This window comes from Streptomyces sp. NBC_00647, assembly GCF_045207245.1.
Taxonomy (GTDB): Bacteria; Actinomycetota; Actinomycetes; order Streptomycetales; family Streptomycetaceae; genus Streptomyces.
Window position 1 is genome coordinate 2982826 of the sequence record NZ_CP109040.1, and the last position, 18975, is coordinate 3001800.

Consider the following 18975-nt stretch of genomic DNA (forward strand, 5'->3'; position numbering starts at 1 on the left):
GGACGCCCCGAGGGCGAACCGAGAAAAAGAGAGAGAAGAGGGGGAGGAGAGCACGAGTGCGGCTGCCCCTCCTGGCCCTGCTGGCGCGCGGACCGGCCCATGGCTACGAGCTCAAGCAGGGCCTTGAGCAACTGTTGGGCTCCGCGTACCCTCAGCCGAACGTCGGCCAGATCTATGTGACGCTCGGCCGCCTTGAGAAGTCGGGACTGATCGAGGGCGAGGAAGTCGAGCAGTCGAGCCGGCCCAACAAGAAGATCTACCACCTCACCGACACCGGGCGGGAGGCGCTGCGCGCCTGGTACGAGGAGGCGGCGGACGAACCGCGGGTACGGGACGAGTTCTTCATGAAGCTCGCGCTCGCGCCGCAGACCGGTCTCGCCGACCAGGTCGCCCTGATCAACAAGCAGCGGCGCCGGTATCTGAACACCATGCGCGAACTGTCGAAGCTCGCCACGACCGAGAACCGGGACAACCGCATCTCCCAGCTGCTCATCGAGGGCGCCATGCTGCATCTGCAGGCCGATCTCGACTGGCTGGAACGCTGCCAGGAGGAGTTGGAGGAGCAGGAATGAGCCGCACCCCTCCCGCGCCGCGCGCCGAGAACCCGTCGACGCAGCCCGAGAGCCCTTCGCCGCGTGCCGGGGAGACCGCTGTGCTGCGCGCGGAGAACCTGGTCAAGACCCACTACGGCGAAGGGGCTCCCGCACACGCCGTGCGCGGCGTCGACCTCTCCGTACGGCGGGGCGAGTTCGTGGCCGTCACCGGCCCGTCCGGCGCCGGGAAGTCGACCCTGCTGCATCTGCTCGGCGGGCTCCAGCGGCCGGATTCCGGCAGCATCTGGCTGGACGGTGTCTGCACGGACGGATACGGCGAGGCCCGCTGGGCGGTCGAGCGCCGGCGCCGCATCGGCATCGTGTTCCAGTTCTTCAACCTGGTGTCGAACCTGTCGGTCGCCGACAACGTCGAGCTGCCCGCCCTGCTCGCCGGGGCCTCTCCCAAGCAGGCGCGCGCCGAGCGCGAACAGCTGCTCGCCGAGCTGGGCCTTCAGGGCAAGGAGCGCAGCATGCCGGGCGAGCTGTCCGGCGGTGAGCAGCAGCGCGTCGCACTGGCGAGGGCGCTGGTCAACCATCCGCCCCTGCTGCTCGCCGACGAGCCCGCAGGCAGCCTGGACAGCAAGGGCACCCGCGAGGTGACCCGGCTGCTGTCCCGTTTCCACCAGCGCGGCCAGACGATCGTGCTGGTCACCCACGACGCGCGGCTCGCGAGCGCCGCGGACCGCGTGATCAGTTTCTTCGACGGCAGGATCGCCGACGACGCGGAACTCGACGGCACGCCGTCGCGGGGCGTGGGGATATCCGGCGTGCTGGAACTGAAGGACTGAGATGCGTGCCACGCTGCGCTGGGCGCACGCCGATCTGCGCACCCACCGGGGTGAGGCGCTGTTCATCGTGCTCGCCACCGCCGGGATCGTCGCCTCGTTGTTGCTGGCCACCGCGCTCTTCGGCTACGCGACCAACCCCTGGCAGCGGGTCTTCACCCAGTCGCACGGGGCGCACGTGTGGATCCACACCGGTCCGTCCTCGGACGCGGACCGCCTCGCCGACGTGGACGGCGTGGACTCCGTCGCGGGCCCCTACCCCACGGCCGCGACCGCCGTCGAGTCACGGGGGACCCGTGCCGTGGTCGAACTGCGCGGCGCCACCGAGCAGCCCGCCACGGGGCGCCCGCTGCTCGCCTCCGGACGCTGGCTCGATCCCACCGAGGCGGACGGCGTGGTCCTGGAGAGCAGCCTCGCCCGGGCGCTGTGGGCCGAACCGGGCGACACCCTCACCGTGCCCGGCACCGCCCGGGAGCTGACCGTGCTGGGCGTGGCCGACAGCGCCGAGCCCCGGTACAGCCCGGGCGAGCGGTCCGGTCTGGTGTGGGCGCTCCCGTCGGCCGTGCGGGGCACCCCCGGACGCGCCGGGCAGGTGATCGGGCTGCGGCTGACCGATCCCGGCGACACGGACTACGCGGTCCAGCGGGCCGTCACCCTCCTCGGCGCCGGTGCGGTCACCGAGGTCTCCTCCTGGCAGCAGGCGCGGGCCGAGGCGCAGGGCGACAACCGGCTGCTCGGGCAGGTTCTCGGCCTGTTCGGCCTGGGTGCGCTGGTCGCCGCCGGGCTCGCCGTGCACGGTGCGATCGGCACCCGTATCCGTGGCCATCTGCGGGACATCTCGGTGCTGAAGGCGATCGGCTTCACGCCGGGCCAGGTGGTACGGATCTTCCTGCTGCAGCACGTGGCGTTCGCGCTCCTGGGCGCCGTGCTCGCGGGTGCCCTCACGCAGGCGCTGGGCAGCCGGGTCCCGGGGCGTCTCGGGGACGCGGTCGGCGTGTGGCAGGGACTGCCGGGACACACCGCGGCGCTCTTCTCGGTGCCCGCGGGCGCGGTGCTGTTCATCGCCGCGACCACCGGGCTCGCCGCGTGGCGGGCCGGACGGGTGTCACCGGTGCCGGGGCTGCGCGCCGCGGCACCGCTCGGTGGCGGGCTGCCGCGTCTGGCATACGGGGCGCTGGGCCTGCGGCTGCCGTCCGCACTGGTCCTGGGCTGGCACAAGGCGTTCACCCGTCGGCCGCGCTCGTCGGCCACGGTCGCCCGCCTCGCACTGCCCCTGCTGCTGATCGTGGTGGCCATGAGTGCCTGGACGACCATCGACCGCTTCCACAACAGGCCCGAGGAGCTCGGTCTCGCGGCCGCGCTCACCGTCCGGCCGGACGGGACTCTGAGCGATTCCGGCGTACGGGCCCTGCTCGACCGGAACCCGCAGGTCACCGGCGTCCACCCGGGCATCCAGGTGCCCGCCCTGGTCCCCGGCCAGACCGGCACGATCGCGCTGCGCGGCCTCGGCACACGCCAGGACCCCTACCCGTTCTCGCTGGCCGAGGGCCGCCCGGCGCGCGGCCCCGACGAGGCGGTGGCCGGCCAGGGCCTGCTCGACCTGCTGGACGTGCGGGTCGGCGACTGGGTACGCGTGACCGTGGGCCCTCAGCCGCAGATCCTGCACATCGTGGGTCGGAGCATCGAGCCGGAGAACGGCGGCCGGGTCATCTCCACCTCGCTCGACACTCTCCGAGAGAACGACCCGGAACTCCGGCCGACCCTCTACCAGCTCCGGCTGCGCCCGGGCGCGGACCCCCACCGGGTGGCCACGGAACTGGCCACCGCCGCGCACGGACGCTTCGACGTGCACGCCGTGACCAATCCTGCCGACGGGCTCTCGCCGCTGCGCGGAGTCGTCGTGGGACTGATCGCCGTGCTGGCCCTGATCGGGCTCATCGAGCTGCTCACCGCGATCGGCGGCACGGTCCGCGAGGGCGAGCGGGATCTGCTGGCGCTGAAGGCGATCGGGCTGACGCCGCGGCAGATCACCGCGATCACCGTGACGGCCACAGGGTGCACGGCCTTCGCGGCGGTCCTCGTCGGTACGGCCCTGGGGCTGCCCCTCGCGCACTGGCTGATCGACGCCCAGGGCAGGTCGAGCGGCATCGGCGCGGGCGTCGCCCGAGGACCGTCCGCCCTGCTTCTGCTGCTGTTCGGCGGCGCCGCCGTGCTGGGCGCCGCAGCGCTCGCCGCCCTGCCGGCGTCCCGAGCGGCCCGCCGCCGGCTGGCGGACACCCTCAGCGCGGCGGCCTGATCCCGGTCAGGTCCCGTACGACCCGCCCCCGTACGGGTTCTGCCGCGTGCCGGGCGCGGGCGGGTTCCCCCTGAAGGTGGGGGACGTACGGACCGCCCGACGGAAACGGGCCCGACGGGATGCCGCGGGGATGGGGCGTACGGGTCCCACGACCCGGAAGGAGTCCCCCACGGCGGAACGAAGCCGCCGGGCGGCGGGTCCACGGGAAGCGGACGGACTCCCGCCGCCCGCTTCCACGCATGCGTGCCTAACGGCCGCGCAGCTCCCGGTACTTGCTGACCAGTGCCTTGGTCGACTCGTCCAGCCCGGGCACGTCCGCGCCCTCGGTCAGGGCGGGTTCGACGCGCTTGGCGAGCACCTTGCCGAGCTCGACGCCCCACTGGTCGAAGGAGTCGATGTTCCAGACGGCGCCCTGGACGAACACCTTGTGCTCGTAGAGCGCGATCAGCTGGCCGAGGACCGAGGGGGTCAGCTCCCTCGCCAGGATCGTGGTCGTGGGGTGGTTGCCCTGGAACGTCTTGTGCGGCACCAGTTCCACGGGCACACCCTCGGCGCGCACCTCGTCCGGGGTCTTGCCGAAGGCCAGCGCCTGGGTCTGCGCGAAGAAGTTCGCCATCAACAGGTCGTGCTGCGCCTGGAGTTCGTCGCTGAGCTCGCCGACGGGGTTGGCGAAGCCGATGAAGTCGGCGGGGATCAGCTTGGTGCCCTGGTGGATCAACTGGTAGTAGGCGTGCTGGCCGTTGGTGCCGGGCGTGCCCCACACCACCGGGCCGGTCTGCCACTCGACCGGGTTGCCGTCACGGTCCACGGACTTGCCGTTGGACTCCATGTCCAGCTGCTGGAGATAGGCGGTGAACTTCGACAGGTAGTGCGAGTACGGCAGGACGGCGTGCGACTGCGCGTCGTGGAAGTTGCCGTACCAGATGCCCAGCAGACCCAGCAGCAACGGCACGTTGGCCTCGGCGGGAGCCGTGCGGAAGTGCTCGTCGACCAGGTGGAAACCGTCGAGCATCTCCCGGAACCGGTCCGGACCGATCGCGATCATCAGCGAGAGCCCGATCGCCGAGTCGTAGGAGTAGCGGCCCCCGACCCAGTCCCAGAACTCGAACATGTTGGCCGTGTCGATCCCGAAGTCCGCGACCTTCTCGGCATTCGTCGACAACGCCACGAAATGCCGCGCCACCGCCTCCTGACCGGCCTTCAGCCCGGTCAGCAGCCACGAGCGCGCCGAGGTGGCGTTCGTGATCGTCTCGATCGTCGTGAACGTCTTCGACGCGATGACGAACAGCGTCTCCGCCGGGTCCAGGTCCCGCACCGCCTCATGCAGATCCGCGCCGTCCACGTTCGACACGAAACGCAGCGTCAGACCCCGGTCGGTGAACGAACGCAGCACCTCGTACGCCATCGCCGGACCCAGATCCGAACCACCGATACCGATGTTCACCACGTTCTTGATGCGCCTGCCGGTGTGCCCGGTCCACTCACCCGAACGGACCCGCCCGGCGAAACCCGCCATCTTGTCCAGCACCGCGTGCACGCCCGGCACGACGTTCTCCCCGTCGACCTCCACCACCGCGTCCCGCGGCGCCCGCAACGCCGTGTGCAGCACCGCCCGGTCCTCGGTCACATTGATCTTCTCGCCCCGGAACATCGCGTCCCGCAGCCCGAACACATCGGTCGCCACCGCCAGCTCGCGCAGCAGCCGCAGCGTCTCGTCGGTGACCAGGTGCTTCGAGTAGTCGACGTGGAGATCGCCGACCTGGAGCGAGTACCCGGAGCCGCGCCCGGGATCGGCCGCGAACAGGTCGCGCAGATGGGTGTCCGCGAGCTCCTCGCGGTGCTCGGCCAGAGCGGTCCACTCGGGCGTGTGGTTGAGCCGGGTACGGCTTTCTGCGTTCATCTCGGACTTCCGCCTTCTTTCCTGCCTGTGCTGCTGCGTACCTTGCCCCGCTGCCGGTCCCAACCTAATTGATCAGGGCTGGACGTGAGCTGTCGTGGCGCCGTCCTCCGGCTCAACAACAGATACGTCCCGCTTGACCGCAGGTATCAGCGCGATGACGGCGAGGGCGAAGAACAGGGCCGCGAACAGGCCGCGAACAGGGCCGCTGCGGCAGCCCGCGGACCGCCGCGACGGCACCGCCCGGCAGGGCACGAGCAGGTGCCCGAGGCCGAGGCCGCGCGGGACGCCGGGCTGACGCGCCCGATCATGGATTCCGGGCTGCGCTGCTGCATCAGCGTGAGCTGGTTGACGTTCCGCACCCTGTTCATCAGGCCGAGCAGCAGCACGGGCTCGCGAGCAGGCCGCCGGCCGGTTGCCGGCCGGACATCAGCCGCGCGTCGGCGCCGCCGAGCGCCGCTCGGTCCACCGGCGCCGGGAGCAGAGCCGTGGACGCGCTGTCGAAGGGTGTCCGGAGGGTGATCAGGGTGAAGGCGAGGGCGATCAGCAGGCCGACCGACGCGGGCCCGAGCCCGACGGCCAGGGCGAGGCAGGCGGCCGGCGTGCCGCGCACGGTGTCGACGGCCCGCATCGTGCGCCGCCGATCCACGGGGTCGGCGATCGTCGGCGCGCGTCCCGGCGCGCAACAGAGCCCGCGCCCGGGCGCCGTGAAACTGCTCCGGCCAGGCACCTGTGGGCGCCCGGCCGGTTCTCAACTCCTAGATTTCGCCCCGCAGTTTGGCGAGCGCCTCGGCGAGGATCGCCTCGCCGTCCGCGTCGCTGCGCCGCTCCCGCACGTACGCGAGGTGCGTCTTGTACGGCTCGGTGCGCGGCGGGTCCGGCGGGTTGTCCCGGTCCTGTCCGGCGGGGAAGCCGCAGCGCGGACAGTCCCAGGTGTCGGGGACCTGCGCGTCGCTGGCGAAGCTGGGCTGCGTCTCGTGCCCGTTGGAGCACCAGAAGGAGATGCGCAGCCGCGGCGCGGACTCGCCGCGCTCGGCCTCGCCCATCGGCCCCGCCCCGACCCGGCTTCCTCGGATCGCGTTGCCACTTGCCACGGTCGTAACTCCCTGCGTGATGGTGCCGCGAAGCGAGTCGGCGTGACGCTTCGCTGCGAGCGCCTCAGTCTACGTAAGGCCCAACGCGCGTCCAGTGATTGGAGTTACATCCCCACCCCTAGACGCAAGCCCCATGATAGGCCGCGCCTGAGGGCGCGTACCGGACATGGGGCCTTACGTGCGGAATGTGCTTGCGTAATGTGCAGTTGTGCTGCCGTACCGATGTAGGGCGGTGATCAGTTGTTGATCTTCATCAAAACGCCGAGCACGACAATGCACGCGAACCAGAGCAGACCGATCATCAGGGTGATGCGGTCGAGGTTGCGCTCGGCGACCGAGGAGCCGCCGACGGACGACTGCATGCCGCCACCGAACATGTCGGACAGGCCGCCGCCCTTTCCCTTGTGCATCAGCACCAGCAGCATCAGCAGCAGGCTGAAGACGATCAGGGCGATCGAGAACCCCAAAACCACGGCTGGACCAACTTCCTCGGAACTGGATGGACGACGGGGGTCCGGTGCAACGGCACCAGACCCCCGCAAGGGTACGACGAATCGCCGCTACCGCATACTTACTGGTCGCGGAACCGGACGATCTTGACGAACTCGTCGGCGTCGAGCGACGCACCACCGACCAGAGCGCCGTCGATGTCGGGCTTCGCCATGATCTCGGCGACGTTCCCGGACTTCACCGAGCCGCCGTACTGGATGCGGACCTGGTCGGCCAGCTCCTGCGAGTACAGCTCGGCGAGCTTGGCGCGGATCGCGGCGCAGACCTCCTGCGCGTCGTCGGAGCCGCAGACCTTGCCGGTGCCGATGGCCCAGACGGGCTCGTACGCGATCACGACGGACTCGGCCTGCTCGGCCGGAATGTCCTTGAGACCGCCCTCGACCTGCGCGAGCGTGTGCGCGACGTGGTTGCCCGCCTCGCGGACGTCCAGCTCCTCGCCGACGCACAGGATCGGGGTCAGACCGTGCTTGTAGGCGGCCTTGACCTTGGCGTTCACGATCTCGTCGGTCTCGTTGTGGTACTGCCGGCGCTCGGAGTGGCCGACGGCCACGAACGTGCACTTCAGCTTGGCCAGCATCGAGCCGGAGATCTCACCGGTGTAGGCACCGGAGTCCTGCGCCGAGAGGTCCTGGGCACCGTACTTGATCTTGAGCTTGTCGCCGTCGACCAGGGTCTGCACGGAGCGCAGGTCGGTGAAGGGCGGCAGGACGGCGACCTCGCAGGCCTCGTAATCCTTGTCCGCCAGGGCGAAGGCGAGTTTCTGGACGTGCGCGATGGCCTCGAGGTGGTTGAGGTTCATCTTCCAGTTGCCCGCCATCAGCGGCGTGCGCGTGCTCATCTAGGTCAGTCCTCCAGTGCGGCGAGGCCGGGGAGCGTCTTGCCCTCGAGGTATTCGAGGGAGGCGCCACCACCGGTCGAGATGTGGCCGAATGCCGTTTCGTCGAAGCCCAGGGTGCGCACGGCGGCGGCGGAGTCGCCACCACCGACGACCGTGAAGGCCTCGGAGTCGAGAAGGGCCTGGGCGACCGCCTTGGTGCCCTCGGCGTAGTCGGGGTGCTCGAAGACGCCCATGGGACCGTTCCAGAACACGGTCTCGGCGTCGGCGAGCTTGGCTGCGTACAGGGCACCGGTCTTCGGGCCGATGTCCAGGCCCAGCTGCCCTTCGGGCATCTGGTCCGCGTCGACGGCGCTGTGCTCGGTGGGCGCCTTGGTCTTCAGGTCCGGGAATCCGGGGGCGACCACGACGTCGACCGGGAGCACCAGCTCGACGCCCAGCTTCTCGGCGCGCTCCATGTACTCGGTGACGGCCGGGATCTGGTCCTCCTGCAGCAGCGAGGAGCCGACCTCGTAGCCCTTGGCCTTGAGGAAGGTGAAGGCCATGCCGCCGCCGATCAGGATGCGGTCGGCCTTGCCGAGCAGCTGGTCGATGACGGCGAGCTTGTCGGAGACCTTGGAGCCGCCGAGCGCGACGGCGTAGGGCCGCCGGACGTCCTCGGTGAGCTTCTTCAGGACGCCGACCTCGGTGGCGATGAGGTAGCCGGCGTAGTGCGGCAGGCGGGCCGGGAGGTCGTACACCGAGGCGTGCTTGCGGTGCACGGCGCCGAAGCCGTCGCCCACGTAGACATCGGCCAGGGCGGCGAGCTGGTCGGCGAACTCGCCGCGCTCGGTGTCGTCCTTGGACGTCTCGCCGGCGTTGAAGCGGAGGTTCTCGATGACCGCGACCTGACCGGGCTCCAGGCCGTTCACCGCGTCGTGGGCGGCGGGGCCGACCGTGTCCTGCGCGAACGCGACCGGCGCACCGAGCAGTTCACCGAGGCGCTCGGCGGGCTGGAGCAGGGAGAAGGCCGGGTCCGGGGCGCCCTTGGGACGGCCCAGGTGCGAGGCGACGATCACCTTGGCGCCCGCCCCGGCCAGGGCCTTGACGGTGGGCAGGACGGCGCGGATGCGGCCGTCGTCGGTGATGAGGCCGTCGGCCAGCGGGACGTTGAGGTCGGCGCGGACGAAGACCCGCTTGCCGTCCACGCCTTCGGCGAGAAGCTCGTCGATCGTCTTCATAAAGGGACTCCTAGGGAAGGCTCTTCAGATCCGAGAGGGCTGATCGATCACTACGTAGCACAGGGCCCGGACAGCGCGGCGTCGCGCTGCCCGAGCCCTGGCTCACATCGAGGTGCCTGCTCTGGGAGTTAGAGCTGGCCGCCGACGAAGACCGTGAGGTCGACGAGGCGGTTGGAGTAACCCCACTCGTTGTCGTACCAGCCGAGGATCTTCACCGTGTTGCCCTCCTGGACCATGGTCAGGGAGGAGTCGAAGGTGCAGGACGCCGGGTCGCCGACGATGTCCGAGGAGACGATCTGGTCCTCGGTGTACGCCAGGAAGCCCTTGAGGTCGCCGTCATCGGCGGCCTTCTTGAACGCGGCGTTGACCTCGTCCTTGGTGACCTCGCGCTGCAGCGTCACGACCAGGTCGGTGGCCGAACCGGTCGGGACCGGGACGCGCATGGCGATGCCGTCCAGCTTGCCCTTGAGCTGCGGGAGGACCAGGGCGGTGGCCTTGGCGGCACCCGTCGTGGTCGGGATGATGTTCTCGGCGGCGGCGCGGGCGCGACGCAGGTCCGAGTGCGGGAAGTCCAGGATGCGCTGGTCGTTCGTGTACGCGTGAACCGTCGTCATCAGGCCCTTGACGATGCCGAAGTTCTCGTCGAGAACCTTGGCCATCGGCGCCACACAGTTGGTGGTGCAGGACGCGTTGGAGATGATGTTGTGGTTCGCCGGGTCGTACTTGTCCTGGTTGACGCCCATCACGATCGTGATGTCCTCGTCCTTGGCCGGAGCCGAGATGAGGACCTTCTTGGCGCCGCCGGCGATGTGCTTCTCGGCGTCGGCCTTCTTCGTGAAGATGCCGGTCGACTCGATGACGATGTCGACGCCCAGCTCGCCCCACGGGATGTCGGAGGGGTTGCGCTCGGACAGGACCTTGATCGTGTGCCCGTCGACGGTGATCGTGTCGGCGGTGTGCGACACCTCGGCCTTGAGGCGGCCCAGGATGGTGTCGTACTTCAGAAGGTGGGCGGTGGTCGCGGTGTCACCCAGGTCGTTGACAGCCACGATCTCGATGTCAGCACCCTGCTCCAGCAGCGCGCGGAAGTAGTTACGACCGATGCGGCCAAAGCCGTTGATGCCTACGCGGATCGTCACGAACCGATCTCCTCGTTAGGTACGCCGACTCAGATGTCGGCGAGTTGTATGGGATGTCCCCGACCGCCTCCGACCCTACCTCCCTGGAGGCCCCGGAGTGACATCGAGTAGGGCCATACACGGCAGGGTGATCCGTACCCGCCAGTAGGGGTACGGATCACCCACGCCGTTCATGCGATGGTCACGCACAGTCAACTGTGCAGTGCCGAGAGCGCCTTTCCGATCAGAGCCGCGCGGTCGGCTGCCGCGGTGATGTGTTCCAGGCCGAAGCCCAGCAGTACGGAGTCGTCGGTGGTGACCGCTCCATATGTCTTGAACAGCTCTCCCGTGCGCGCCCAGTTCCGCAGAACGGCCGGGCTGCCCGCGGGAGGTCCGGCGACGCTCCAGGCTCCGAACGACGACTCGAAGCCCTCCGTCTCGGTGGCGGTGCCGCCGACGACGAGGGAGGCGTTGTCGACGAGGAGACCGTGGCCGCCCGCGCTCGGGTCACTGATGTAGCTGAACGAGACCTCGACCGACTTGCCGGCGTACGCGCTCAGGTCGAACTCGACCTGCTGCCACCCGCTGGAGGCGCCGGTGAGGCTGTTCCACGAGCCGCTGGTGCCGGTGCCGGTGCAGCCGGCCGCGTTCACGGTCAGGTAGTGCTTGATCCAGGGGTGTTCCCGGGCGAGGAAGCCGGCCTCGCACTCGGTGGGAACGGTGGCCGAGGTGGCACCGCCCGCCTCGGGAAGCGTGGTCCAGTCGTCGGCGCCGGTCGTGTGGACCTCGACGACCGCGTGGTCGTAGCCGGGCTCGGTGTCCCACAGGATCTGGGAACGGAGTGTCGGCTTGTCGGCCGCGCCGACCCCGGTGAGGTCGACGGTGCGGGTGAGGCGCTTGTAGGCGTCGTCCGTGTGGACCGCGGCGGCCATGTAGGAGCCCGCGTACGGTCCGTACGGGTTGACGGTCCCGGTGAACTGGCCCGCTCCCGCGCTGGAGGCGAACTGCGGGTACTGCGTGGCGGCGAGCGAGTCCGAGGTGACGCCGTAGGTGCCGGCCGCGTTCAGCGGGTTGCCGGGCGCGGCGCCGAGGGTTCCGGTGGCGCCGCCGAGCTTCCCCGAGCCGGTGAAGCCGCTGGCGCCAGGGGTGGAGGTACGGGAGTAGGCGCCCAGGTAGTACTGACTGAAGTCGTTCGAGAGGGTGCCGCCCCCGAGGTCGACGCTGCCGCCGGCCAGCTCGCCCGCCTCGACCAGCTTGCCGCCCTCGTTGAGGAAGGCCCGCAGCTGGAGCTGGGTGGCGTTGCCGGGCCGCAGGGCGCCCGTGTAGTGGACGACGGTCCCGAAGTGACCGAGGACGCCGAGCGCGTCCGGCGCGCCCTGGGTGGCGACGTCCCAGACGAGGGCCTTCTCCCCGTTGGCCTTCAGCGCGTCGACGTACGTCTGCGCCTGCGTGGCGGCCGCGCCCTCCTCGGCCACCACGAGCACGTCGGCCCGCGGCCGTTCGGCCACGGTGTACGTGAAGTGCGGGCCGGTGGTGGGCTTTCCCTTCCTGGTCTCGCCGGTGAACCACACCTCGACCTTGTCGCCGGGGTCGCCGTCCTTGACCTTGGCGCGGTACTCGTCGAAGTAGAGGTTGTCGTAGCCGCCGTAGGTCTCGCCGCCCTGCCAGGGCCTGAGCGCCATGTCGTGCGTACGGCCGCCGTTGACGCGGTACTTGAGCTCCTTGTCGCGCACGGACCTGCGGGCGACGACGGAGATCTCCTGGTCGGCCCCGCGGGAGTACGACGTGGCGAAGGTGACGGGGGTGAAGTCGGGGGCGTCGATGCCGACCGAGGAGGCCGGCTGGTCGGGGTGGGCCGCGGTCTCGGCGACGGAGAGCGCGAACGGGACGTTCTTCGCGAACTCCTGCTCGATCAGCTTCTCGTCGTCCGGGAAGGTGAAGACGGAGGCGCAGTCCGCCGCGTTCCAGGCGTCGTTCGGGTCGAGGTCCGACGCGGTCTGGCAGGTCGACATCTCAGGGGTGAACATCGCCGTGCCGTTGACGTTGCCCGCGTGGCCGTCCGCCTCGCCGTTGGTGGTGTAGAGCTCCGAGGAGACCTGGGGGTGGTAGCCCGGGATCGCCGAGTTCTCGGGGGTTCCGGCGAGCGCCTTGTAGAGCACGTCGTCCGGGGTCGGCGTCGCCACCTGCCAGCCCACTCCGTAGAGCAGCAGTTCCGCGGCGGAGTGGTAGTTGATGCCGTACGTGAAGCCGACGCGCTTCTCGAAGGCGTCCAGGGCCTTGGTCTCCGGCTCGGAGGCCGGAGTGGTGCCGCGGTAGGTCTCGCTGGTGGGGTTCGGCGACGATCCCTCGTCGTCGTAGCCCCACTTGTAGGCGAAGTTGCGGTTGAGGTCCACGCCGTCACCGGTGGAGATGACGCCGTCGCCGTTGACGTCCCGCAGGTTCTTGCGCCACTGGCGGGTGTCGGCGTCCTTGAAGGTGTAGTCGTAGCCGTCGGGGTTGGCCGACAGGACGAACCACAGCTCGGTGGAGTCGACGATCTTCTTGACGCGCTTGTCGGTCGCGTAGTTGTCCAGGTAGTAGTGCATCAGCCGCCGCGTCATCTCGGGCGTGATCCACTCGCGCGCGTGCTGGTTGGACATGTACAGCACCGACGGCTTGGCGCCGTCCTTGGTCTTCTTCGCGCCCTTGGTCAGTTTGAGCGCGAGGATGTCCTGGCCGTTCAGGGTCTTGCCGATGGAGACGACCTTGGTCAGGCCCGGATTGGCCTGACCCGTCCTGATGATCTCCTCCTGGAGGTTGCCCTTCCCGCTGTACGGGCGGAACACTCCCTGGGCGGCGTCCTCGACCCGGTTCTCCGCCTTGGCGGAGAGCGTGTGCTCGGTGAGGTCGACGCCCTGCTTCTCCAGCTTCCGGGCCTGCTTGTCCGTGACGTAGACCTCGACCGTGCTCCTGCCGTTCTTCCAGGTCGCGTCGCCGAGTTCGTGACCGTCCTGGCCGGCCGCGAGCAGCAGGGGTACCTGCTGCTTCGTGACCTCTGCGCGGAACACCTTCACGGCGTTCGCGTCGGGCTTGGGTGAACTGTCGTTCTGCGCCCGGGCGATGGGCGCCATCGCCGCACCGCCCAGCAGGAGCGCGCCGGTAGCGAGGATCGCGCTCGCTCTTCGTCTCATGAGCCCCCCTTGCACTGGTCCGCCACAGCAGCGAACAGATGCCAGGCTCATGACACTTCATGGTCAAGTCAAGGGTGCCTCGCCGAAGGACGGACGCCGGTGCCGATCACCCAAGTGGGTGTCGGCACCGGCGTATTGAGCTTCCGTCAGGTCGTCCCGCACGTCGTGCACGTCGTGCCGCGGTGTCCGGGTCAGCCCGCGAGGTTGTCCGCCATCTCCTCGGACAGGTTCGACTCCGTCCCGGGGATGCCGAGGTCCTGCGCCCGCTTGTCGGCCATCGCCAGCAGTCGGCGGATACGGCCCGCGACGGCGTCCTTGGTCAGCGGCGGGTCGGCGAGGGCGCCGAGCTCCTCCAGGGAGGCCTGCTTGTGCTCCATGCGCAGCCGTCCGGCGGCGGCGAGATGCTCCGGCACCTCGTCGGCGAGGATCTCCAGGGCGCGCTGGACGCGGGCCCCGGCGGCGACGGCGGCGCGCGCCGAGCGGCGCAGGTTGGCGTCGTCGAAGTTGGCGAGCCGGTTCGCCGTGGCGCGGACCTCGCGGCGCATCCGCCGCTCCTCCCAGGCCAGCACCGACTCGTGCGCGCCGAGACGGGTCAGCAGCGCGCCGATCGCGTCCCCGTCGCGGACGACCACACGGTCCACCCCGCGCACCTCGCGGGCCTTCGCCGCGATCGACAGCCGGCGGGCGGCGCCGACCAGCGCGAGCGCGGCCTCCGGTCCCGGGCAGGTCACCTCCAGGGACGAGGAGCGGCCGGGCTCGGTGAGCGAGCCGTGGGCCAGGAACGCCCCGCGCCAGGCCGCCTCGGCGTCGCAGGTGGCCCCCGAGACCACCTGCGGCGGCAGCCCGCGGATCGGGCGGCCACGGCCGTCCACGAGCCCGGTCTGGCGGGCCAGCTGGTCGCCGCCCGCGACGACGCGCACGACGTAGCGCGAGCCTCGGCGCAGTCCGCCGGGCGCCATCACGATCAGTTCGGAGCTGTGGCCGAAGATCTCCAGAATGTCGCGCTTCAGGCGGCGCGCCGCCATCGCGGTGTCGAGCTCCGCCTCGATCACGATCCGGCCGCTCACCAGGTGAAGGCCGCCCGCGAACCGCAGAATGGCGGAGACCTCCGCCTTCCTGCAGCACGTCCGGGTGACGGGGAGCCGGGAAATCTCATCCTTCACCGCTGCCGTCATCGCCATGGGCCGATCCTTCCATGCATCCGAAAAATACGGTCGTACGCGGCGGCCAACAGCTCCGGGTCGTGCCGCGGAGATCCGTCGGTCCGGGCCACCGGCGCCAGCTCGACCGCGGCGCCGAACCGCTTGGCGGCGTCGACGAGAGAGTCGCGGTCGGGCACGGCGGCCACGTCGGCCAGCACCACGTCCAGGGCGAGTTTAGGGGCGTGTCGTCCCAAAACCTCCAAATGACGCTGCGGGGAGAAGCCTTCGGTTTCTCCGGGCTGCGGGGCGAGGTTAAGGGAGAGTACCCGGCGCGCCTTCGTCTGGATGAGGGCGTCCAGGAGTTCGGGCACCAGCAGATGCGGGATCACCGAGGAGAACCAGGAGCCGGGGCCGAGCACCACCCAGTCCGCGTCGAGGACCGCCGCGACCGCCTCGGGCACGGCCGGCGGATCGTGCGGTACGACGTGCACGGACTGGACCTCACCGGTGGTGAGGGCCACGTTCACCTGGCCCCGGACCGTGTCGACCTCGTCGGGCCGGTCCGGGTCGTGCCCCTTGACCAGGGCCTGGAGCTCCAGGGGCACGGCGGACATGGGCAGCACCCGGCCGTGCGCGCCCAGCAGCTTGCCGACCAGGTCCAGGGCCTGGACGTGGTCGCCGAGCTGCTCCCACAGGGCCACGATCAGCAGATTGCCGACCGCGTGTTCGTGCAGGTCGCCCTTGGACTGGAAGCGGTGCTGGATGACCCGGGCCCAGGTCTGGCCCCAGTCGTCGTCGCCGCACAGCGCCGCCAGCGCCTTGCGCAGATCACCGGGCGGGAGGACGCCCAGCTCGTCGCGCAGGCGCCCGCTGGAGCCGCCGTCGTCGGCCACGGTGACGACAGCGGTGAGGTCTCCGGTGATCCGGCGCAGCGCGGCGAGCGAGGCGGACAGCCCCATGCCGCCGCCGAGGGCGACGACCTTGGGCTGAGCACCACGGCGGCGCGGCTTGGCACCGCGCGCCGCGACCGGCCGGCCGGCGCGTTCCCCGGAGGTGTCCCGGCGCAGCCTGTTCAGCCGCAGGGTGGTACGTCCGGTCACTCGCGCCCCATGTCCCGATGCACCTTCACGGTCTCCACGCCCTGGGAGGCGAGACGGGCGGCGAGCTTCTCGGCGGTCGCCACCGAGCGGTGCTTGCCGCCGGTGCAGCCGACCGCGATGGTCACATAACGCTTGCCCTCGCGCCGGTATCCGGCGGCGATGAGCTGGAGCAGCTCGGCGTAGCGGTCGAGGAACTCCTTGGCACCGGGCTGGTTGAAGACGTAGGCCGAGACCTCTTCGTTCAGGCCGGTGAAGGGGCGCAGCTCGGGGACCCAGTGCGGGTTGGGGAGGAAGCGCATGTCCACGACCAGGTCGGCGTCGACCGGGAGGCCGTACTTGAAGCCGAAGGACATGACGGTGGCCCGCAGCTCGGGCTCCTCCTCGCCCGCGAACTGGGCGTCCATCTTGGCGCGCAGCTCGTGGACGTTCAGGCTGGAGGTGTCGATGACCAGGTCGGCGTCACCGCGCAGCTCACGCAGCAGCTCGCGCTCGGCGGCGATGCCGTCCACGATGCGGCCGTCGCCCTGGAGGGGGTGCGGCCGGCGCACGGACTCGAAGCGGCGCACCAGGGCCTCGTCCGAGGACTCCAGGAAGACGATCCGCCGGGTGACGTGCTTGGACTCCAGGTCGGCGAGGGATTCGCGGAGGTTGTCGAAGAAGCGGCGGCCTCGCACGTCGACGACGACGGCGATCCGTGCCACGTTGCCCTGGGAGCGGGCCCCGAGCTCCACCATGGTGGGGATCAGGGCGGGCGGCAGGTTGTCGACGACGAACCAGCCGAGGTCCTCCAGACACTTGGCGGCCGTGGACCGGCCGGCTCCGGACATGCCGGAGATGATCACCAGCTCGGGAATGGCCGCGTCAGGGACTGCGGTCCCCGCGGTCTCGATGCCCGTACCCACTTGTGCTCCGTCTTCCCGTGGTGCTTCCCGCTCCGCGTGATCTTCGCTTGCTTCCTTGTGTTCTTCCTGGCCCTGCGCCGGCCGTTCCGCTTCACGCGCGTCGTTCTCGGTCATGTCTCCTGCCCCCGTCGCTCGTCCGAGGCGCCCGCGGTCACGGGCTCCTCCGCGGTGCCCGCCGTCGTCTCGGGCGCCGCGTCTTCGTCGTCTTCCATGATCTCTCCAGTCGCCGTGTTCACGGCGGGTGCGGCCGGAGCCGCCTGGGCGAGGGCCACGGCGATGGTCTCCGCCGTCTTTCGGCCTATGCCGGGAACCTCGCAGATCTGGTCGATCGTCGCGGACCGCAGCTTCTTCACGGAACCGAAGTGTTTGATCAGTGCCTGTTTGCGCGACTCGCCGAGGCCCGGCACATCGTCCAGGGGGCCCGCCCTGAAGCGCTTGGCCCGCTTGGCGCGCTGGTAGGTGATCGCGAAGCGGTGGGCCTCGTCCCGGACCCGCTGGAGCAGGTACAGGCCCTCGCTGGTGCGCGGCAGGACCACCGGGTCGTCCTCGTCCGGCAGCCACACCTCCTCCAGGCGCTTGGCGAGTCCGCACACGGCGATGTCGTCGATGCCCAGCTCGTCGAGGGCCTTCTGGGCGGCGGCGACCTGCGGCCGTCCGCCGTCGACGACGACGAGCTGGGGAGGGTAGGCGAAGCGCTTGGGGCGGCCGTCGTCCTCGGAGAAGGCACTCATGGAGAGAGGCTCCTCGGAGAGCGTGGTCCCTGAAACGGTGGTCTCTGAAACTGTGGTCCCTGAAACTGTGGTCCCGGAGGCCTGCGCTCCTGGGGCTCCCGGGGAGAGTGTCTCCGAAGAGGCGTCCTGGCCGTCCGTCCACTCCCCCGTCTTCTCCTTCTCGACGAGGTAGCGCTTGAAGCGGCGGGTGATCACCTCGTGCATGGAGCGGACGTCGTCCTGGCCCGCGAAGCCCTTGATCTGGAAGCGCCGGTACTCGCTCTTGCGCTGGAGCCCGTCCTCGAAGACCACCATGGACGCCACGACGTCGTCGCCCTGGAGGTGCGAGATGTCGTAGCACTCGATCCGCAGGGGCGCGCTGTCCAGGTCGAGCGCCTCGGCGATCTCCTCCAGGGCGCGCGAGCGGGTGGTCAGGTCGGAGGCGCGCTTGGTCTTGTGCAGGCCGAGCGCCTGGAACGCGTTGCGCTGCACTGTCTCCATGAGCGCCTTCTTGTCGCCGCGCTGCGGGATGCGGAGCGACACGTTCGACCCGCGGCGCGCAGTGAGCCACTCCTGAACGGGCTCCACCGGCTCGGGCAGCGCCGGGACGAGCACTTCCTTGGGGACGGAGTCGCCCGTCTCCTCGCCGTAGAGCTGCTGGAGCGCGTGTTCGACGAGGTCACCGGTGGTGACCGCCTCGACCTTGTCCGTGACCCAGCCCCGCTGGCCCCGCACGCGTCCGCCGCGCACGTGGAAGATCTGCACCGCGGCTTCCAGCTCGTCCTCGGCGACGGCGATGAGGTCGGCGTCGGTCGCGTCGGCGAGCACGACCGCGCTCTTCTCCATGGCCTTCTTCAGGGCCTCGATGTCGTCGCGCAGCCGGGCCGCGCGCTCGTACTCCATCTCCTCGGCGGCATCCGTCATCTGCTGTTCCTGACGGCGGATGTACGTCCCCGTACGGCCCGCCATGAAGTCGCAGAACTCCTCGGCCAGCTCGCGGTGCTCCTCCGGCGTGACCCGTCCGACGCAGGGGGCGGAGCACTTGCCGATGTAACCGAGGAGGCAGGGCCGGCCCGTGCGGGAGGCGTTCTTGAAGACGCCCGCGGAGCAGGTGCGGACCGGGAAGACACGCAGCAGCAGGTCGACCGTGTCGCGGATGGCCCACGCGTGCCCGTAGGGACCGAAGTAGCGCACGCCCTTCTTCTTGTGGCCGCGCATCACCTGTACCCGCGGGAACTCCTCGTTCATCGTCACCGCGAGGTAGGGATAGCTCTTGTCGTCGCGGTACTTGACGTTGAAACGGGGGTCGTACTCCTTGATCCAGGAGTACTCCAGCTGAAGGGCCTCGACCTCGGTGGACACGACCGTCCACTCCACCGACGCGGCCGTGGTGACCATGGTGCGGGTGCGCGGGTGGAGATTCGCCAGGTCCTGGAAGTAGCTCGCCAGGCGCTGGCGCAGGCTCTTCGCCTTTCCGACGTAGATCACCCGGCGGTGCTCGTCGCGGAATTTGTACACCCCGGGAGAGTCCGGGATCTGTCCCGGCTTGGGGCGGTAGCTGGAGGGGTCGGCCATGCCACACACCCTACTGGCGCGGGCCGAC

At 70.1% G+C, this 18975-nt stretch carries 15 protein-coding genes; 3 read left to right on the forward strand and 12 right to left on the reverse strand.

Annotated features, from left to right (window positions below; genetic code table 11):
- Nucleotides 1-56: 56 nt before the first annotated feature.
- Genes OG788_RS13175 through OG788_RS13185 form a run of 3 tightly spaced genes read left to right on the forward strand, consistent with a single transcriptional unit; the run spans nucleotide 57 to nucleotide 3674 of the window.
- Nucleotides 57-572 (forward strand): PadR family transcriptional regulator, encoded by a 516-nt coding sequence (locus tag OG788_RS13175; RefSeq protein ID WP_406370901.1) that lies wholly within the window; start codon nucleotides 57-59, stop codon nucleotides 570-572.
- Nucleotides 569-1381: an ABC transporter ATP-binding protein gene (locus tag OG788_RS13180; protein ID WP_351546372.1), complete on the forward strand. Its 813-nt coding sequence runs from the start codon at nucleotides 569-571 to the stop codon at nucleotides 1379-1381. Before OG788_RS13175 ends, OG788_RS13180 begins: the two co-directional genes overlap by 4 nt.
- A 1-nt stretch (nucleotide 1382) precedes the next feature.
- Nucleotides 1383-3674 carry an ABC transporter permease gene (locus OG788_RS13185; protein ID WP_406370903.1) on the forward strand — a complete coding sequence of 764 codons (2292 nt, stop codon included), beginning with the start codon at nucleotides 1383-1385 and terminating at the stop codon, nucleotides 3672-3674.
- Between the two features lie 247 nt (nucleotides 3675-3921).
- On the opposite strand, the gene pgi is transcribed toward OG788_RS13185, so the two are convergent.
- From pgi to uvrC, 12 genes are all read right to left on the reverse strand, one after another.
- Nucleotides 3922-5574 (reverse strand): glucose-6-phosphate isomerase, encoded by a 1653-nt coding sequence (pgi, locus tag OG788_RS13190; RefSeq protein WP_406370904.1) that lies wholly within the window; start codon nucleotides 5572-5574, stop codon nucleotides 3922-3924.
- Between the two features lie 367 nt (nucleotides 5575-5941).
- Complete coding sequence (locus OG788_RS13195) at nucleotides 5942-6220, reverse strand: hypothetical protein (RefSeq protein WP_406370906.1); 279 nt, start codon at nucleotides 6218-6220, stop codon at nucleotides 5942-5944.
- A 109-nt stretch (nucleotides 6221-6329) separates the two neighbouring features.
- Complete coding sequence (locus OG788_RS13200) at nucleotides 6330-6665, reverse strand: RNA polymerase-binding protein RbpA (protein ID WP_003957010.1); 336 nt, start codon at nucleotides 6663-6665, stop codon at nucleotides 6330-6332.
- A 236-nt stretch (nucleotides 6666-6901) separates the two neighbouring features.
- A complete protein-coding gene (gene secG / locus OG788_RS13205; protein WP_261703385.1) occupies nucleotides 6902-7138 on the reverse strand; it encodes a preprotein translocase subunit SecG in 237 nt (78 codons plus the stop codon).
- Between the two features lie 98 nt (nucleotides 7139-7236).
- A complete protein-coding gene (gene tpiA / locus OG788_RS13210; RefSeq protein ID WP_356757173.1) occupies nucleotides 7237-8013 on the reverse strand; it encodes a triose-phosphate isomerase in 777 nt (258 codons plus the stop codon).
- A gap of 5 nt (nucleotides 8014-8018) precedes the next feature.
- Nucleotides 8019-9230, reverse strand: a complete 1212-nt coding sequence (locus OG788_RS13215) for a phosphoglycerate kinase (RefSeq protein WP_406370908.1) — start codon at nucleotides 9228-9230, stop codon at nucleotides 8019-8021.
- A 128-nt stretch (nucleotides 9231-9358) separates the two neighbouring features.
- Nucleotides 9359-10369 (reverse strand): type I glyceraldehyde-3-phosphate dehydrogenase, encoded by a 1011-nt coding sequence (gap, locus tag OG788_RS13220; protein WP_266757460.1) that lies wholly within the window; start codon nucleotides 10367-10369, stop codon nucleotides 9359-9361.
- 191 nt (nucleotides 10370-10560) lie between these two features.
- On the reverse strand, nucleotides 10561-13518 hold the full coding sequence (locus OG788_RS13225; RefSeq protein ID WP_406370909.1) for a M14 family zinc carboxypeptidase: 2958 nt from the start codon (nucleotides 13516-13518) through the stop codon (nucleotides 10561-10563).
- A gap of 191 nt (nucleotides 13519-13709) precedes the next feature.
- Nucleotides 13710-14699: a DNA-binding protein WhiA gene (gene whiA, locus OG788_RS13230; protein ID WP_266757464.1), complete on the reverse strand. Its 990-nt coding sequence runs from the start codon at nucleotides 14697-14699 to the stop codon at nucleotides 13710-13712.
- Complete coding sequence (gene yvcK, locus OG788_RS13235) at nucleotides 14690-15760, reverse strand: uridine diphosphate-N-acetylglucosamine-binding protein YvcK (RefSeq protein WP_406370910.1); 1071 nt, start codon at nucleotides 15758-15760, stop codon at nucleotides 14690-14692. Before yvcK ends, whiA begins: the two co-directional genes overlap by 10 nt.
- Nucleotides 15757-16776 carry an RNase adapter RapZ gene (rapZ, locus tag OG788_RS13240; protein WP_351547935.1) on the reverse strand — a complete coding sequence of 340 codons (1020 nt, stop codon included), beginning with the start codon at nucleotides 16774-16776 and terminating at the stop codon, nucleotides 15757-15759. Before rapZ ends, yvcK begins: the two co-directional genes overlap by 4 nt.
- Nucleotides 16773-18947 carry an excinuclease ABC subunit UvrC gene (gene uvrC, locus OG788_RS13245; protein WP_406370912.1) on the reverse strand — a complete coding sequence of 725 codons (2175 nt, stop codon included), beginning with the start codon at nucleotides 18945-18947 and terminating at the stop codon, nucleotides 16773-16775. Before uvrC ends, rapZ begins: the two co-directional genes overlap by 4 nt.
- Nucleotides 18948-18975: the final 28 nt, after the last annotated feature.

Coding starts and splice junctions, on each gene's coding strand:
- OG788_RS13180 (WP_351546372.1), top strand. CDS start 569: ATGAGCCGCACCCCTCCCGCGCCGCGCGCCGAGAACCCGTCGACGCAG.
- OG788_RS13185 (WP_406370903.1), top strand. CDS start 1,383: ATGCGTGCCACGCTGCGCTGGGCGCACGCCGATCTGCGCACCCACCGG.
- pgi (WP_406370904.1), bottom strand. CDS start 5,574: ATGAACGCAGAAAGCCGTACCCGGCTCAACCACACGCCCGAGTGGACC.
- tpiA (WP_356757173.1), bottom strand. CDS start 8,013: ATGAGCACGCGCACGCCGCTGATGGCGGGCAACTGGAAGATGAACCTC.
- OG788_RS13215 (WP_406370908.1), bottom strand. CDS start 9,230: ATGAAGACGATCGACGAGCTTCTCGCCGAAGGCGTGGACGGCAAGCGG.
- OG788_RS13225 (WP_406370909.1), bottom strand. CDS start 13,518: ATGAGACGAAGAGCGAGCGCGATCCTCGCTACCGGCGCGCTCCTGCTG.
- whiA (WP_266757464.1), bottom strand. CDS start 14,699: ATGGCGATGACGGCAGCGGTGAAGGATGAGATTTCCCGGCTCCCCGTC.
- rapZ (WP_351547935.1), bottom strand. CDS start 16,776: ATGACCGAGAACGACGCGCGTGAAGCGGAACGGCCGGCGCAGGGCCAG.
- uvrC (WP_406370912.1), bottom strand. CDS start 18,947: ATGGCCGACCCCTCCAGCTACCGCCCCAAGCCGGGACAGATCCCGGAC.